Origin of the sequence: Prevotella brunnea (assembly GCF_008016795.1) — a bacterium.
Taxonomy (GTDB): Bacteria; Bacteroidota; Bacteroidia; order Bacteroidales; family Bacteroidaceae; genus Prevotella; species Prevotella brunnea.
Window position 1 is genome coordinate 20565 of sequence record NZ_SDIK01000035.1, and the last position, 16582, is coordinate 37146.

Annotated in this window: 19 protein-coding genes; all 19 read left to right on the forward strand. The window is 38.1% G+C overall.

Annotated features, from left to right (window positions below; genetic code table 11):
- Positions 1-16: 16 nt before the first annotated feature.
- The 19 genes from ETF27_RS05155 to ETF27_RS05250 all read left to right on the forward strand — a co-directional run bounded on the left by ETF27_RS05155 (position 17) and on the right by ETF27_RS05250 (position 16579).
- Positions 17-1657 (forward strand): dipeptidase, encoded by a 1641-nt coding sequence (locus tag ETF27_RS05155; RefSeq protein WP_130828774.1) that lies wholly within the window; start codon positions 17-19, stop codon positions 1655-1657.
- Between the two features lie 200 nt (positions 1658-1857).
- Positions 1858-2370 carry a DMP19 family protein gene (locus tag ETF27_RS05160; RefSeq protein WP_130828775.1) on the forward strand — a complete coding sequence of 171 codons (513 nt, stop codon included), beginning with the start codon at positions 1858-1860 and terminating at the stop codon, positions 2368-2370.
- Complete coding sequence (gene smpB, locus ETF27_RS05165; protein ID WP_130828776.1) at positions 2363-2842, forward strand: SsrA-binding protein SmpB; 480 nt, start codon at positions 2363-2365, stop codon at positions 2840-2842. The genes ETF27_RS05160 and smpB overlap by 8 nt, the downstream gene beginning before the upstream one ends.
- Positions 2843-3253: 411 nt before the next feature.
- Positions 3254-4114 (forward strand): type I methionyl aminopeptidase, encoded by an 861-nt coding sequence (gene map / locus ETF27_RS05170; protein ID WP_130828777.1) that lies wholly within the window; start codon positions 3254-3256, stop codon positions 4112-4114.
- A gap of 9 nt (positions 4115-4123) precedes the next feature.
- A complete protein-coding gene (tsaD, locus tag ETF27_RS05175; RefSeq protein ID WP_130828778.1) occupies positions 4124-5155 on the forward strand; it encodes a tRNA (adenosine(37)-N6)-threonylcarbamoyltransferase complex transferase subunit TsaD in 1032 nt (343 codons plus the stop codon).
- Between the two features lie 30 nt (positions 5156-5185).
- The gene (locus ETF27_RS05180) at positions 5186-5689 is read left to right on the forward strand and encodes a CinA family protein (RefSeq protein WP_130828779.1); all 504 of its coding nucleotides are present in this window, start codon (positions 5186-5188) and stop codon (positions 5687-5689) included.
- 125 nt (positions 5690-5814) lie between these two features.
- Positions 5815-6078, forward strand: a complete 264-nt coding sequence (gene rpmB, locus ETF27_RS05185) for a 50S ribosomal protein L28 (RefSeq protein WP_130828780.1) — start codon at positions 5815-5817, stop codon at positions 6076-6078.
- Between the two features lie 2 nt (positions 6079-6080).
- Entirely contained in the window at positions 6081-6269 is a 189-nt protein-coding gene (rpmG, locus tag ETF27_RS05190) for a 50S ribosomal protein L33 (RefSeq protein ID WP_130828781.1), read from the forward strand.
- A 38-nt stretch (positions 6270-6307) separates the two neighbouring features.
- Entirely contained in the window at positions 6308-6466 is a 159-nt protein-coding gene (locus ETF27_RS05195; RefSeq protein ID WP_130828782.1) for a DUF4295 domain-containing protein, read from the forward strand.
- Positions 6467-6716: 250 nt separating this feature from the next.
- Positions 6717-7673, forward strand: coding sequence for a signal recognition particle-docking protein FtsY (gene ftsY, locus ETF27_RS05200; protein ID WP_130828783.1), 957 nt, complete (start codon positions 6717-6719; stop codon positions 7671-7673).
- A gap of 39 nt (positions 7674-7712) precedes the next feature.
- Positions 7713-9014, forward strand: coding sequence for a 30S ribosomal protein S12 methylthiotransferase RimO (gene rimO, locus ETF27_RS05205; protein WP_130828784.1), 1302 nt, complete (start codon positions 7713-7715; stop codon positions 9012-9014).
- Between the two features lie 29 nt (positions 9015-9043).
- On the forward strand, positions 9044-9331 hold the full coding sequence (locus ETF27_RS05210) for an HU family DNA-binding protein (RefSeq protein WP_130828785.1): 288 nt from the start codon (positions 9044-9046) through the stop codon (positions 9329-9331).
- Positions 9331-10650, forward strand: a complete 1320-nt coding sequence (locus ETF27_RS11455) for an HU family DNA-binding protein (RefSeq protein ID WP_240048131.1) — start codon at positions 9331-9333, stop codon at positions 10648-10650. The genes ETF27_RS05210 and ETF27_RS11455 overlap by 1 nt, the downstream gene beginning before the upstream one ends.
- 242 nt (positions 10651-10892) lie before the next feature.
- Positions 10893-11888 (forward strand): AAA family ATPase, encoded by a 996-nt coding sequence (locus ETF27_RS05225; protein ID WP_130828786.1) that lies wholly within the window; start codon positions 10893-10895, stop codon positions 11886-11888.
- Positions 11889-11938: 50 nt separating this feature from the next.
- Positions 11939-12808, forward strand: coding sequence for a DUF58 domain-containing protein (locus ETF27_RS05230; RefSeq protein WP_130828787.1), 870 nt, complete (start codon positions 11939-11941; stop codon positions 12806-12808).
- Complete coding sequence (locus ETF27_RS05235) at positions 12808-13872, forward strand: BatD family protein (RefSeq protein WP_130828788.1); 1065 nt, start codon at positions 12808-12810, stop codon at positions 13870-13872. The genes ETF27_RS05230 and ETF27_RS05235 overlap by 1 nt, the downstream gene beginning before the upstream one ends.
- A 12-nt stretch (positions 13873-13884) precedes the next feature.
- Positions 13885-14856, forward strand: a complete 972-nt coding sequence (locus tag ETF27_RS05240; RefSeq protein ID WP_130828789.1) for a vWA domain-containing protein — start codon at positions 13885-13887, stop codon at positions 14854-14856.
- A gap of 29 nt (positions 14857-14885) precedes the next feature.
- Positions 14886-15911, forward strand: a complete 1026-nt coding sequence (locus tag ETF27_RS05245) for a VWA domain-containing protein (RefSeq protein ID WP_130828790.1) — start codon at positions 14886-14888, stop codon at positions 15909-15911.
- Entirely contained in the window at positions 15908-16579 is a 672-nt protein-coding gene (locus ETF27_RS05250) for a tetratricopeptide repeat protein (protein ID WP_130828791.1), read from the forward strand. Before ETF27_RS05245 ends, ETF27_RS05250 begins: the two co-directional genes overlap by 4 nt.
- The last annotated feature ends 3 nt before the right edge of the window (positions 16580-16582 follow it).

Consider the following 16582-nt stretch of genomic DNA (forward strand, 5'->3'; position numbering starts at 1 on the left):
TTTTAAACTATAGATTATGAAGAAACTATTATTGACAGTACTTCTCGCAACATCCTTTATGGTGGCAGAAGCGTGTACAAACTTTATTGCGACCAAAGGCGCGACAAAAGATGGTTCTGTATTTGTTACTTACAGTGCCGATGATTATGGCTCGTTTATGAAACTGTGCCATTATCCGGCAGGAATACACGCGAAAGGAACAAAAAGAGAAATTATTGATTATGATTCCGGAGTGAGTCATGGATTTATTGATGAAGCCCCAGAGACTTATAATGTTATCGGAAATATTAATGAATACGCAGTAAGCATAGGTGAAACAACTTATGGTGGACGCGAGGAGATGATAGACAAGAGCGGTATCATTGACTATGGCTCATTGATGTATCTCGGGCTGCAAAGAAGCAAGACAGCTCGCGAAGCCATTAAGATAATGACGGATTTAGCCAACAAGTATGGCTATAATTCAAGTGGAGAAAGTTTTACCATCGCCGACCCTAATGAAGCATGGATTCTTGAGATGATGGGATGTGGAGGAGACCCAAAACAAAAGATCGTTTGGGTCGCAGTTCGCATTCCTGATGGAACTATTTCCGGACATGCAAATCAAGCACGTATCGGACAATTCTCAACTTATAATACTGAAGTAATGAGCTCTAAGAACTGCATAAAATTTGCACGTTCTAAAGGATGGTTTACAGGCAAAGACAAGGATTTTAACTGGAAAATGACTTATGCGGCTCCTGATTTTGGTGGAAGACGTTTTTGTGAAGCACGTGTATGGAGTTATTTCAATCATTTTAAAGATATGTCTCGTTGGTTGCCGTGGGCGCTTGGGAAAGATCCCAATGCCGAAGATATGCCATTATGGATAGTCCCGAATAAAAAGATTGAACTTAGCGATATGGAAAATTGCATGCGCGATCATTATGAGGGCACTCCATTAAGTTTGAATAATGACCTCGGACAAGGAAATTGGGATATGCCGTATCGTCCTACACCCTTAAATTACGAATATAACGGCAAGAAATATTTCACGGAGCGTCCTACTTCCACACAACAAAGCGCATTCTCGTATGTAGCCCAATTACGTTCATGGTTGCCTCGTGAAATAGGTGGTATTATCTGGTTTGCTAACGACGATGGCAACATGGCAGCTTATGTCCCCATTTATTGTTGCTCAACAGAACGCTCAGAATGTTTTAATACTCCCGGAGCAGATGCTGTACATTTCTCTGATAAGAATGCATATTGGGTCTGCAACTGGGTAAGCAATATGGTCTATCCGCGTTATTCCCAAATGTTCCCATCCTTGAAAGAGGTGCGCGACTCATTGGACAACTCTTATTTTGCAAATCAACAAAAGATAGAGGCTAAAGCACAAGAGCTGTACAGTAATGACAAGGCTGCTGCCATAAAATATCTTAACGACTATTCCGTAGAGAAAGGCAATGAAATGATTAGCAGATGGCGTCAGTTAGCTTATTACCTCATTGTTAAATACAACGACATGATTATTAAACCCGAAAAAGATGGTAAGTTTGAAATTACTTCTACAGGTTGGGGCGCAAAGCCTGAACGACCGGGAATGAGTCAAAATGCCAGAAAAGCTCTCATAGAACAAACCGGAGATAAGTTCTTGATGCCGGAGAACAAATAAACTCAAAGTTTGTTTCATCACTCTTTCTCCCTCAGAACATGGTTCTGAGGGATTTTTATTAATCACGCATTCTTAGCGTTCGTTATCGTATTCCGAATTGAGACTTAGTTTTTGGAAGAATCCAAAAAACTTTGAATCTACAAGAGCAAATCTCAATAAAAACCGCTATCTTTGCAATTTAAACGATAAAAAATCATGGTATGCTTGAAATAAAGGTAAAAGAATCGCTGCTCCGTAATGCCGCGGAAGAAGGCATGGATGCATTTGTGGGAGTTTTTATCGATTCTATTAATTCAGCAGTGAACGGTGTTTTAACACCTGAAAACATGGAGAAGCTATCTTCTGATCAGATTACATTGCTGGGATGGAGTTATCTTCACGACGAAGTAATGGAAGGAGGATATATACAACTTATTTATAACGGCTATGGTGCTTTCATCTTTGAGAATCCATTTGCAAGAGTCCTTCGAGAATGGGGGTTGAAGAAGTTGTATTCTCACATTCAACATGCTCGAAAAGCATACGAAAAGTATCACGAGAGAATCGAGGTGGAAATGACTGACGATGAGTTTATGGCTCTTTATGAGCAAATGCCGCAGTTCGATGAATCTGATGATGAATTTGTCTTAAATGAAGAAGAATGGACGCAAATGATAGCGGAATATATCGATGAGCATATCAGCAATTTTGTAATAGTTGAGAAGAATGAATAAGGACGAATTGGCATTGAGAAAAAAGTCGCCTATACAAATACGCAACAAGAAAGCTTCTTTTGAATATCATTTCATCGATACACTCACTGCGGGCATTGTGCTTACCGGAACGGAAATAAAATCCGTTCGGGCGGGGAAAGCCTCCTTGGTAGATTCTTATTGCTTAATTAATAAAGGTGAGATGTGGCTGTCAGGAATGAATATATCCCCCTATTTTTATGGTTCGTATTCCAACCACGAAGCAAAACGCACACGAAAACTCTTGTTGAGGAAGAGGGAGATAAAACGATTAGAAACCGAGATTAAGAATCCTGGTTATACGATTGTCCCAATCTTGGTCTTCATCGATGATCATGGAAGAGCAAAAGTGGATATAGCTCTTTGCCGAGGTAAAAAGGAATACGACAAGCGACAAACTCTTAAAGAGAAAGAAGATAGACGAGAAATGGAGCGAGCAATGAAGCACTATTAGAGGGGGCAGATTCAAAAACTAAGCTTTTACATGCCATTTGCTAAGCTTTTGCAATGCAATAGCTTAGCTTTTAAATTGTAAACGCTTAGCGATTGTGAAGTAAACATTTTCAACTATTATGAAGTGTCTAAAAATCAATTATTTACATGACACTTACATTCGTTTTTGGTTAATGATTTGAAATACCTAAACAATAGTGAACAAACGCAATAGTTAGTGTCGTATCTTGCTTTTTTCAATCTTTTCTCATCGAACTACCAGTACCCTTCCCCCGGAAATTGAATAGTTCTTGATGGCAATAAAAGCCGGAAAAGAGCGATTGGAAGTCTGTAACACTTCAATTAATTAGGGTTAATTCTTTTGCAAAGTTTGCAATTTATATTATTTTTGCAGAAAGTTTATACTAATCAGATGATAATAAAGAAAAAAAGATGGCATTGTCTCAAGGGACAAGAACCTACCGAAATGGATTTACGAATCATGGCTTACGAAAAAAAAGGTAAGCTCGTTCCCACACGTGAGTTGATAAAATCACCGGAGCAGATTGAAGGTATCAAAAGAGCCGGAGAGGTAAACACAGGTTGTCTCGATGCTGTTGCCGATGCCATTCACATAGGTATGTCTACACAGGAAATAGATGATATCTGTATGCAATATTGCAAAGACCACAATGCAACCCCTGCCTGTTTGAATTATGAAGGCTTTCCCAAAAGCGTATGTACAAGTATCAATGAAGTTGTATGTCATGGCATTCCAAAGGATGATGAGTTTTTACAAGAAGGTGATATCGTAAACGTCGATATGACCTGTATCATGGATGGCTTTTATGCCGATGCAAGCCGTATGTTTATTATAGGTAAGACAACTCCGGAAAAAGAAAAATTAGTCCGTGTCGCTAAAGAATGTCTTGAGATTGGTGCAGAAGCAGCAAAGCCTTACTCCTTTGTTGGCGATATAGGTCATGCCATTCAAATGCATGCTGAGAAGAATGGCTATGGGGTTGTTCGCGACCTGTGTGGACATGGTGTTGGTTTAGATTTTCACGAAGAACCCGAAGTACTTCATTTTGGACATGCCGGAACCGGAATGTTGCTTGTGCCCGGAATGGTCTTTACCATTGAGCCAATGATTAATATGGGAACATGGAAAGTCTTTCTCGACGCTGATGACCCTTATGGATGGGAAATAATAACAGGGGACGAACTTCCTTCCGCTCAGTGGGAACATACATTTGTAATGACAGAACATGGAGTCGAAATCTTGACACATTAAGTTGATGGGATGATAAAACAAGACATTTACATATTGGGTATTGAAAGTAGTTGCGACGATACGAGTGCAGCAGTTCTAAAAAATGGTATTATCCTTAGCAATGTAACTGCCTCTCAGGACGTTCATAAAGCATACGGAGGCGTAGTTCCGGAATTGGCATCACGTGCGCATCAGCAGAATGTGGTTCCTGTTGTTGACCAAGCCATCAAACGTGCCGGGATAACCAAAGAACAGCTTTCGGCAATCGCTTTTACGCGTGGACCCGGGCTTATGGGTAGTTTGCTGGTAGGAGTAAGCTTTGCAAAAGGCTTTGCACGTTCATTGGGCATCCCACTTATTGAGGTAAACCATTTGCAAGGACACGTTTTAGCACACTTCATCAAAGAGGATGAGGAAGACACGCATATGCCGCCATTCCCATTTATTTGTTTATTAGTATCCGGTGGAAATTCACAAATTGTAAAAGTGAATGCCTATGATGACATGGAAGTGCTTGGACAAACCATAGATGACGCAGCGGGCGAAGCCATTGATAAATGTTCTAAAGTGATGGGACTCGGCTATCCCGGGGGACCAATCATTGATAAACTTGCACGACAGGGCAATCCGAAAACTTTCAAGTTTTCAGAACCAAATGTTGGAGGTTATGATTATTCATTTTCCGGACTTAAAACCTCTTTTCTATATAATTTAAGAGAGTGGGTGAAGACCGATCCTGATTTTGTGGAGCATCATAAGAAAGATTTGTCCGCCAGTCTTGAATTTACGATAGTAGATATTTTAATGAAGAAACTTCGTAAAGCTGTCAAAGATACGGGTATAAAGCATGTCGCCGTAGCCGGTGGAGTTTCTGCCAACAACGGTCTAAGAAATTCGTTCTACGAACATGCAAAAAAATATGGGTGGACCATTTATATTCCTAAGTTCAGCTATACCACTGATAACGCAGCAATGATTGCATGTGTAGGCACATTTAAATATGGAGAAAAGAAGTTTACCACGATAAATGTACCCGCATTTAGCAAGGTGACATTTGAATAAATAAGCAAATTACAGCAAAATAAAACAATAATGGAATTTGAAAGTAAGATTATCTCTCGCCAAATTGGCGATTTGTTATACGACTCAGGTTTAACACTTGGAACAGCTGAGAGTTGTACGGGGGGAAGAATAAGCGAAGCCATCGTGTCAATTCCCGGTGCATCCAATTATTTCAAAGGTGGGATTATTTCATATTCAGATGAAATTAAAACCAATATTTTAGGCGTGTCGCCCAATACGCTACAAGCGAAGACTGCCGTTTGCGAAGAGGTAGCTCAAGAAATGGTCAAAGGGGCTATTAAATGCCTTGATGTCGATTTCGCTATTTCAGCAACGGGAATAGCCGGTCCCGGTGGAGGAACACAAGAAATACCCGTGGGTACAATATGGCTGGGATATGGAAATGCTGAGGACGTCAGAACATTTCGACTAACCGAGAATTTCGGACGTGACATCAATTTGGCAATAGCAACGAATAAAGCGATGAGATTGATGCTTGACTTTCTGAATGAGAAACTTTCCAAAGAATTGTAATCTTAAAAAAAGCTTAATTCTATAGATTATCTAAGACTTTCCTTTGCATACTTGATTTTTTTTTGTAATTTTGCAACCTGTTTGGAATAGGTATCAATTAACGAATCACAAAACCAAAGATAGAAATGTCTAAGATTTGTCAAATCACCGGTAAGAAGGCACAATTGGGCAATAATGTGTCTCACTCAAAGCATCGCACAAAGCGCAGCTTTGACGTAAACCTCTTCAGCAAGAAATTCTACTATGTAGAAGAAGGTTGCTGGATTTCATTGAAGATTAGTGCAGCTGGTCTTCGTTTAATCAATAAAGTCGGTTTGGATAAAGCATTGAAGCAAGCTGTATCCAAAGGTTATGTTGACTGGAAGGATATTAAAGTAATAGGAGACTAAGAATCATGGCAAAAGCTAAAGGAAACAGAGTGCAAGTCATTCTTGAGTGCACGGAAATGAAAAATAGCGGTCTTCCCGGTACAAGTCGTTATATCACTACAAAAAATCGCAAGAATACTGCAGAGCGTCTTGAGCTGATGAAGTATAATCCGATTTTGAGGAAAATGACTCTCCATAAGGAAATCAAGTAAGATCGTATTGTTACGTTAATAGTCAAAACAAATAAACTATGGCAAAGAAAGCGGTCGCTACCCTCCACGAAGGCTCAACGGATGGTCGCGCATATACAAAAGTTATCAAAATGGTAAAAAGCCCAAAGACTGGTGCTTATATTTTTGACGAGCAAATGGTTCCTAACGAACAAGTTAAAGATTTCTTTAAGAACTAATAACTGAGAAATTTTATAATAAACTATAAGGATTGTAAACATTGCAATCCTTATTTTTTATTAAGGAAGCCCCCTTGAATTATAACTACAATATCTTTCTGCTCGACACCGGATGGTTGTTTCATTCTCAACAATTTATTTGTTTTTTTGACTCACTTGGAATTAAGTAAGTTTTCCATCGAATCAATACATACTCTTTTATTCGTTTTTTTGCGTGAATTGTGCTAACTTTGCATCAAATTAGCTAATTATGGGATTTTTCGGACTGTTCAATAAGAAAAAAAAAGAAGTTTTAGATAAAGGACTTGAAACGACAAAACAAAGCGTGTTTTCAAAATTGACGCGCGCAGTTGCCGGTAAGTCAAAAGTTGATGATGAGGTTTTAGATAATCTGGAAGAGATACTTATTACTTCTGATGTAGGAGTTGATACGACCTTGAAGATCATTGAGCGCATTGAATCACGAATAGCTCGAGATAAATATGTTTCCACAACAGAACTCAATGGCGTTTTACGTGAAGAAATAGCTAAACTTCTTACTGAAAATAATACAGAGAATACCGAGGACTGGGATTTTCCATCTGACCATAAACCTTATGTTATCCTTGTGGTAGGGGTGAATGGCGTAGGTAAGACCACAACCATTGGAAAATTAGCGTACCAATTTAAGAATGCGGGTAAGAAGGTCTATTTAGGGGCTGCCGACACCTTTAGAGCGGCGGCTGTAGAGCAAATTTCCATTTGGGGAGAACGTGTTGGCGTTCCAGTGATTAAACAGCAAATGGGATCCGATCCGGCAAGTGTTGCTTTTGATACGCTACAAAGCGCAAAAGCAAATAATGCAGATGTTGTGCTTATTGATACAGCAGGGCGATTGCATAACAAAGTTGGATTGATGAATGAGCTAAAGAAAATTAAGGATGTCATGAAAAAAGTTCTCCCATCAGCACCCGATGAAGTTATGTTGGTTTTGGATGGGAGTACGGGACAGAATGCTTTTGAACAAGCCAAACAATTTGCATCCGTAACCCAAATAACTTCTCTTGCCATCACAAAACTCGATGGAACGGCAAAGGGCGGTGTTGTTATCGGAATCAGCGATCAATTGAAAGTACCAGTTAAATATATCGGTCTTGGAGAAGGCATGGAAGACCTTCAACTCTTTAACAAAGAGCAGTTTGTGGATAGTCTGTTTAAACAAGATTAATACTACTAACTATTTTTCTCTCTTTGAATAAAATATCACATGAAGCAAAACCAAATAGATATTATCACATTAGGATGCTCAAAGAATTTAGTTGATTCTGAACTAATCATGAAACAATTTGAGGCCAATGGCTATCATTGTGTTCATGACCCCAACCATCCTCAAGGTGAAATAGCTGTAATCAATACTTGCGGATTTATAGCTTCTGCCAAAGAAGAGAGTATCAACACTATATTAGAGTTTGTAAGTAGGAAAAATAACGGTTGCCTTAACAAACTCTATGTGATGGGGTGTCTTTCTCAGCGATATAAAAACGAGCTTGAAAAGGAAATACCGGAAGTTGATAAATTTTATGGAAAGTTTAATTACAAAGAGCTTCTGACGGATTTAGGGAAAGCGGAAATTAAATCATGTAACAACCGACGCCACCTTACCACACCGCATCATTACGCATTTATTAAAATTGCTGAAGGGTGCGATCGTCATTGCGCTTATTGCGCTATTCCGCTCATCACCGGACGACATCGTTCTCGACAGATGAGCGAGATTTTAGCAGAAGTAAAAGAACTTGCAGCTGAAGGAACAAAGGAGTTTCAAATTATTGAGCAAGAACTGACCTATTATGGGGTGGATATTGACGGAAAACAACATATATCCGAACTGATTTCTCGCATGGCAGATTTACCCGGTGTCGAATGGATAAGGCTGCATTATGCCTATCCAAACCAATTCCCAACCAATCTTTTGGATGTGATACGTGAAAAGCCTCAAGTGTGCAAATACCTGGATGTCGCCCTACAGCATATCTCTGACAATGTTCTTTCTCGTATGCAACGTAACGTTACAAAACAAGAAACGATTGATTTTATTAAGAAAGTAAGAAGGAAAGTGCCCGGAATACATTTACGTACAACGCTAATGGTTGGCTTTCCGGGTGAGACAGAAGATGACTTCCGGGAACTGATGGAATTTGTAAGATGGGCACGTTTTGAGCGAATGGGAGCTTTCGCCTATTCACACGAAGAAGGAACTTACAGTGCAAAACATTATCAAGACGATGTACCTGAATCCGTTAAACAGCAACGTTTAAGCGACCTCATGGCACTTCAACAGCAAATCTCATCAGAGATTGAAGCTGAAAAAGTTGGCAAGGAAATGAAAGTGATTATTGATAGGAAAGAAGGGGAATATTATGTGGGAAGAAGCGAATTCTGTTCTCCTGAGGTTGATCCGGAAGTTTTGATCAAAGCAGATAATGATTTGAGAGTTGGAAAATTCTACAACATTCGAATAACCGATTCGGATGAATTTGACTTGTATGGAGAAATCACTTTTACGTAACATTCGTAAGATTATTATGCCCTCTGTTTATGAATAATAAAGAATTTATAGCAACATTATCAAATCAAACTGATTATTCTCAAGAAGAAACTCAGCAATTAGTGAAAACTGTTCTTGCTGGAATGGTGAACACCTTCGACACCGGTGACTCTTTACTCATCTCCGGCTTTGGTACCTTTGAGGTAAAAAAGAGGGTAGAACGAGTGATGGTTAATCCGGCAACAGGGCAAAAAATGCTTATCCCCCCAAAGTTAGTACTGGGCTTCAGACCGGCTGCTTCCATTAAGGAAAGATTAAGATATGGAGGGAATGAATAATGGGCAAAACATCACTTCAAATTGTTACTGAATTTGTAGCTAAAAAGCATAACCTTACCATAAAAGAAGCTGATAAATTTCTTTCTGCTTTTTTTGAGACGATTCAGCAAGGTCTAAAAGAAGATAAGATTGTAAAAATAAAGGGATTGGGAACTTTTAAAATACAATCTGTAAAAGCACGTGAGAGCATTAATGTCAATACAGGCGAGAGAGTCGTTATAGAAAGACATGAGAAGGTGAGCTTCACCCCTGATGCTTACATGAAGGCAATGGTAAATAAACCTTTTTCCGACTTTGAGACAGTAGTACTCAATGATGGGGTTCAGTTTGAGGAAGCGTCTTCTTTGGATGAAGAAGACAAAGAGTTCATACAGTATTCTGATGATTCAAACGGAAGCTTGTCAAAAATCGATGCACTCCATCAACAGAAAGCAACGAAACACAATGGCAATGAGACTATGCCACTCTCTGATGGCGAGATAGAGGTGTCATCCGACACGAAAGTAGATATTCCCATTCATCCATTTGAAGATAAAGAAAATGACAACTCAGATTTAATTCATATAACAGATAGCAATACAAAAGAAAACTCAGCGATTGGACAGCAAGAAGAAGTTCCTGATATAGCTAACACCACGTATGACAATGATACCAAAGAGGTGATCAATAACAAAAGTGATTCCCCTAAAAACAATTTACACCTAAAGGAATGTGATATTATTAAGGATGAGGTACAGGATGAAGCTCCAACGGTTTCATCAAATAACATGGGGGTATCAAACGTGAATTACAACGTTAATAGTGAGGAAACAGGGAGTGATGATGGTATCTTTGACACGTCTCATGATATATCACCAAAAAATAGGCACAAGGCGTGGATAACCATCTTGACAGCCATCTTCCTTGCGAGCGTGATTTTTGGAATTTACACTTTAGGAAAACATGCAGATGCCTCGAAAAAGCAACTGACTTCAACTTCCAAACATAAAGTTGTAGTAAAACCTAATATACCTAAAAGTGATATAGTTAAAGAGGATAATTCCATTGATACTCTAAAGGATAAAACAACTAAGAAATCGGATTACAAATTGTTAAGTTCAAACCCGAAAATCAGATATGGTGCGTATGACATCGTAGGAGTTGAAAAAGAAGTAGTACTTAAGAAAGGGGAAAATATGAGTTCGTATAGTAAAAAGACGTTAGGACCGGACATGGTAGGCTATTTCCAAGTACTCAATAATGCAGAGACTATGAAAGAAGGCGATACAATGAAAGTTCCAAAAGTTGAACTCCGCCCTGAATACAGAAAAAAGAGGTAAAAAGGGTGGGGTTGCAACGTTATGATGATATTTTTAAGCATAGCACGTTGCATTGTATATACATCAGGTGGGTTATCTCCAGAAAAAGAGTTGCCTATTTTGAAAATAACTAAAAAGTTTCTTAAAAGATACCTTTAAGAAACTTTTTTAATATTATTTAGTCTGTAAATTGTATCCATATTACTTTATTTGTATTACTTTTGCGTAACAATAAAATAATGAAGATATAAATTGATTTAGTTATGACAGAAGCTTTAGATATTCGTGAATTAAATACGCGGATTGAACAAAAAAGCGCATTCATCACCAATTTAATTACAGGTATGAGGCAAGTAATTATTGGTCAGCAACACTTAATTGATTCCTTACTTATCAGTTTGCTTAGTAATGGACATATCCTGTTAGAGGGCGTCCCCGGGTTGGCAAAAACTTTAGCTATCAAAACTCTTTCACAATTGATAGAATCGAAATATAGCCGCATTCAATTTACTCCGGATCTTTTGCCTGCTGATGTTATTGGAACTCAGATATACTCACAAAAAGATGAACGATTTCACGTCAAAAAAGGTCCTATTTTTGCAAATTTTGTTTTAGCTGACGAAATAAATCGCGCACCTGCTAAAGTTCAGAGTGCATTACTTGAAGCGATGCAAGAACATCAAGTAACGATAGGCGATCAAACCTTCACCTTTCCAACTCCTTTTATGGTGATGGCAACTCAAAATCCGATAGAACAAGAGGGAACGTATATGCTTCCTGAGGCGCAAGTAGATCGCTTCATGTTGAAAGTTGTCATTGACTACCCTACGTTGGAAGAAGAAAAGCTTGTTATTCGGAAAAACCTTGCAGAAACTGATTTCCGTGTTGATGCAGTTACAACCGCTGAGGAAATTCTGAATGCCAGAGCTATTGTAAAGGAAGTTTATATAGATGAAAAAATTGAGCAGTATATTGCTGATATAGTTTTCGCCACACGCTTTCCGGAAAGATATGCTTTGGGCGAATTAAAGCAAATGATTACTTTCGGAGGCAGTCCCCGCGCAAGTATAAATTTGGCAAAAGCAAGTAGGGCTTATGCCTTTATAAAACGTCGTGGATACGTTGTTCCTGAAGATATTCGAGCAGTTGCTTATGATGTTCTTCGCCATAGAATCGGTTTATCGTATGAAGCCGAGGCAAGCAATATCACAAGTGAAGAAATTGTCCGCCAAGTCATTAATAAAGTTGAAGTTCCCTAATTTGTTAGTTGTTTACTTCTGATGAAAAGCATTATTGTTTGACAAATTGAATGGACACCACGGATTTATTAAAAAAAGTACGAAAAATAGAAATTAAGACACGCAGCCTTAGTCAGAATATCTTTGCAGGTCAGTATCATTCTGCTTTCAAAGGTAGAGGTATGGTCTTTTCCGAAGTGCGCGAATATCAGTACGGAGATGATGTCAGGGATATTGACTGGAATGTAACGGCACGTTTCCACCATCCGTTTGTCAAGGTTTATGAAGAAGAACGTGAGCTTACCGTTATGTTGCTAATTGATGTAAGTGGTTCGCTGGATTTTGGAACAATTAAACAAACAAAAAAGGACTTGGTTGCCGAGATTTCTGCAACTTTAGCTTTTTCTGCAATACAGAATAATGATAAAATCGGTGTTATCTTTTTCTCAGATCGAATAGAGAAATTTATACCTCCACAGAAAGGTAGGAAGCATATTCTTTACATCATTAGAGAAATGCTCGACTTTCAACCTTCCGGGCAACGTACGAACTTAAAGATTCCATTGGAATTTTTGATAAAAGCCTTAAAAAGGCATTGTACTGCTTTCTTGCTTAGTGACTTTTATGTACGGTCGAGTTTTAAAGACGAACTAACAATAGCCAACCGTAAACATGATGTTATCGCACTGCAAATTTACGATCACCGCTCTAAAGAATTACCGAATGTGGGATTGATGAAAATAAAAGATGCAGAAACCGGACATGAAATGTTCATAGACACCGGAAGTAAAGTAGTTCGCCAAGAACATAAAGCATATTGGATTCGACACCAAGAAAATCTTCGCGACACTTTTTCCAAGTGTGAGGTAGATAATATTTCCATAGCAACGGGTGAAGATTTTGTTAAGAAACTTATGATATTGTTTGCAAAAAGAGGATAATGAAAAGATATATATTCATACAGATTTTGCTACTTCAAGCTCTCTTCTCTTGTGCTCAAGTGAAAATAGATGCTGTTTTGGATAGCACATCTATTATGATAGGATCTCAAACTCATTGGGCAATTACCGTAAAAGCGCCCAAAGGAGTGAATATATCTTTTCAAAAAGAAAAATTTGCGTCAGCTCTACCTGATAATATAGAGATTCTTGGTCATCAGATAGATACCATATCAAATACGAAAAATGTGATAGTTCGGCTTAATTACACCATTACATCATGGAAGGAAGGCAACTACAAACTTCCTGCCGTGCCGGTATATGTAAACAAAAAAAAGCAGAATTCTAATCCCGTAAAGTTAAAGGTAACAACTATAGAGATAGATACAACTACCATTGCGACAATACGTCCGTCGGATGACATTCAAAATAATCCTTTCGCCATCTCGGAATGGATGCCTTTATTTTGGCTGACGACATTGATGATATTGAATCTGTTCTTGGTTTATTTCCTTCGACTTCGATTAAACAATGCGAAACCTTTAATTTCCATGAAACGGAGAAGACAGACAATTTTACCACATGTCAAAGCACTTGCGAATATCAATACGTTGAAAATAGGAAGTTTCAAAAATGAAGACGAACAAAAATTATATTATACGCGCCTAATCAATGTCTTGCGTGAATACTTATACGAAAGGTTTGGTCTCAATGCGATGGAAATGACGTCCAAGGAAATCATAAACCATCTAAAAGCCCATGGCTACAACACGAAAGAGAACTACTTGCAGACAGCTTTTGAAATAGCCGACTTGGTGAAATTTGCTAAATTTTCTACCGCTACATCAGAATATGCATATTATCTTACCAATATTGCTAAATTTATTGAAGGAACCAAATCTGAACATGGAGTAATAGCAAATGAGAATGAAAAGACTAAAGTCAAAGTGGGGAATGATCGAAAACAACGAGTCATTCTTAAACTGCTTATATTGACCTTCCTTATAATTACCGCCGGACTTTTTTGTTTCGTGTCATGGAATATTTATAGTCTTTTAAGCAATTAAAACATTGTGAAGATGGAATTTGCAAATAAAGAATATTTGTTACTGCTGCTTCTGCTTGTTCCTTATGTATTGTGGTATTTTCTACGCAATAGAGGGAAAGAACCTACACTTAGAATGGCAGACACATATGCCTACGAGTACGGAAGGAAGAGTTTTAAAATGAAGATAATTCACCTTCCGATCTTTCTTCGTTCTCTTACATTTGCACTTGTAGTGATGGTATTGGCACGTCCACAGACTCATCAGCCATTGAGTAAAGATTATTCCAATGGAATCAATATTATGCTTGCGATGGATGTTTCAACAAGTATGCTCTCGCAAGATGTAGCTCCCAATAGAATGGAAGTGGCGAAAGATGTTGCTAATGAGTTTATTAGTAGCCGTCCTACTGATAATATAGGACTTACGATATTTGCCGGTGAAGCATTTACGCAATGTCCAATGACAACAGACCACGTGTCTTTGACAAATTTGCTTATGAACATTCGGCCGGATATCTCTGCCAATGGTTTGATTAAAGATGGAACGGCTATCGGAATGGGCTTGGCAAATGCCATAAGTCGCCTTAAAAATATTAAGGCTAAAAGCAAAGTAATTATTCTTTTGACGGACGGAAGCAATAACATGGGCGATATTTCTCCTAAAACGGCTGCAGAGATTGCAAAAAAGTTTGGCATAAGAATTTATACTATAGGCCTGGGAGGCGATCAACCAATGGATGCATCCTCAAAGACTGTCGGAGAAATTGACTACAACACACTGCAAGAAATCGCTGTTTTGACAAACGGAGAATTTTATCGAGCACAGAGTAGGCAAGAGCTTTCACAGATTTACAAGGATATTGATAAATTGGAAAAGACAAAGATAGAGAATAAAAATTATGGGAAACGCTATGAGGCATATATGCCATTCGCATTTTTTGCCCTGATAATTTTTCTCATGGAAATACTACTTAGGATAACCGTGCTCAAACGGATTCCATAGTAGAATGTAACAAAAAAAATAAAAGCATAATGTTTAGATTTGATAATCCGCTTTGCTTGTGGTTATTATTGCTAATACCTATATTGGCAACCATCTATTATGCCTCTATACGTAAACGAAGAAAGCGAATGTCGAAATTTGGTGATTTAACCTTATTAAGGCAACTCTCTCCTGATGTTTCCAAGTATCGTCCCACAGTAAAGTTCGTGTTACTTGAAATCTCGCTTTCCCTAATATGTGTTTTATTGGCTCGTCCACAAATTGGGGTTAAGAGCATAAGCAATAAACACAAAGGTATAGAAGCCATTATTGCAATGGACATTAGTAATTCCATGCTTTGTCAGGATGTTGCGCCATCAAGATTAGAAAGGTCTAAGATGATGGTTGAAAATCTTGTAGATAATCTGACAGAAGATAGAATTGGGCTCATTGTTTTTGCCGGTGATGCGTATGTTCAATTGCCCATTACCGCGGATTACGTATCGGCAAAAATGTTTCTTGACAATATAGACCCATCGTTAATTGGTACACAAGGAACTGACATAGGTGAAGCTTTGAATTTAGCTATACATAGTTTTTCGCAAGATGAGAAAACGGGTAAAGCAATCATCCTTATTACAGATGGTGAGGATCATGAAGGAAATGCCGAAAACTTAGCCCGAAAAGCAAGCAAAATTGGTATTAGGGTGTTTATACTTGGTGTAGGTTCTGCGAATGGTGCTCCAATTCCTTTAGAGAATGGAGATTATCTAAAAGACAAAACAGGAACTCCGGTTATAACACATCTCAATGAACCGATGTGTAAACAGTTGGCATCAATTGGAAACGGACTGTATCTTCATATTGATAATACTTTCTCTGTGGAGAAACGGCTAAACAAAGAATTAGGGGTCATGCATAAAGGAGAGTTCCAGAATATGACATACAGCGATTATAACGATCAGTTTCAGGCTGTTGCAATTCTTATAATTCTACTTTTAATAATTGATGTCATTATATTGGAGGTGAAAAATCCAATAATTAGTAGGTGGAATATATTTCATAAAAAAATATGAATAGAACTTTATCTATATTAAGTCTATTGGTGTTGATGGCATTAAGTGTAACAGCACAAAATGATAGGCAATTGATTCGTGAGGGGAATAAATTCTTTCGGCAGCACAATTATGTCCAAGCAGAAACCAATTATAGAAAAGCAATAAGTAAGAATGCGAGTAATGGAATTGCCAATTATAATTTAGGTTGTGCTTTACAGGCGCAGCAAAAGGATTCTTTAGCTATCCAACAATATAAATATGCAGCTGAACTCGAACAGAACAAACAGCGAAAGGCAAGTTCTTTTTATAATTTAGGGACAATTTATCAGAATAAGAAAGATTATGTTAATGCTATTGCAGCTTATAAGAACGCATTACGAGCGAACCCAAAACATGATAACGCCCGATATAACCTTATACTTTGCATGAGGCAACAAAAGAACCAATCGCAAAATAATAATCAAGCGAAGAATAATAAATCAAACAAGAACAACCGAAACAACCAAAATAAAAATACATCCCATCAAAATGAAAAGGCTAAACAAAATAAAGAAGATAATCGGTTGAGTAAGGATGTAGCTGAGAAATTGCTTGATGCCGCGATGCAAGAGGAAAAAGAAACTCAACAAAGATTGAAAAAATCAATGCGGCAGCCAAGTACAAAAAATATTGATAAGAATTGGTAGTGC